The sequence below is a fragment of the Gordonia sp. DT219 genome (assembly GCF_049847065.1).
In the GTDB taxonomy this organism is placed as follows: domain Bacteria; phylum Actinomycetota; class Actinomycetes; order Mycobacteriales; family Mycobacteriaceae; genus Gordonia.
This window is the reverse complement of record NZ_JBNCNR010000106.1, coordinates 1-292: the sequence shown is the minus strand read 5'-3', so window position 1 is coordinate 292 and position 292 is coordinate 1. Positions and strand designations below refer to the sequence as shown.

General features: G+C 55.1%; 1 protein-coding gene. It reads right to left on the bottom strand.

Annotation, left to right across the window (positions count from 1 at the left end):
• Positions 1-106: 106 nt before the first annotated feature.
• A partial coding sequence (locus tag ACPXB3_RS22620; RefSeq protein WP_425729893.1) for a hypothetical protein occupies positions 107-292 on the bottom strand: 186 nt, incomplete at its 5' end.

The following is a 292-nucleotide window of genomic DNA, read 5'->3' as shown; positions in this document are numbered from 1 at the left end:
TTCATATACCTGTCCCACGGCCCCTCCGCCAGGCGCCCGGTGGCATTCACCACAATCTCCGCAAGCTCCCCACCCAACTTGAGTAACAGATCTTCCAACTCAGCCATCAATGTACGCCTCTCTCTGCTGCCGCAACCATCGCCAGAATCTGCTTCTTGAAGTACTGGCGCTTATAGCCCTGCGATGAATCGTTACCGAAGACCTGCTCCAGCTCAACTTTTTTGAGCAGAATGTTTGACTTCGCCGAGTATGCCTCACCTCGGACCGAAATCTTTTCCGGCCGCTCGCCCAC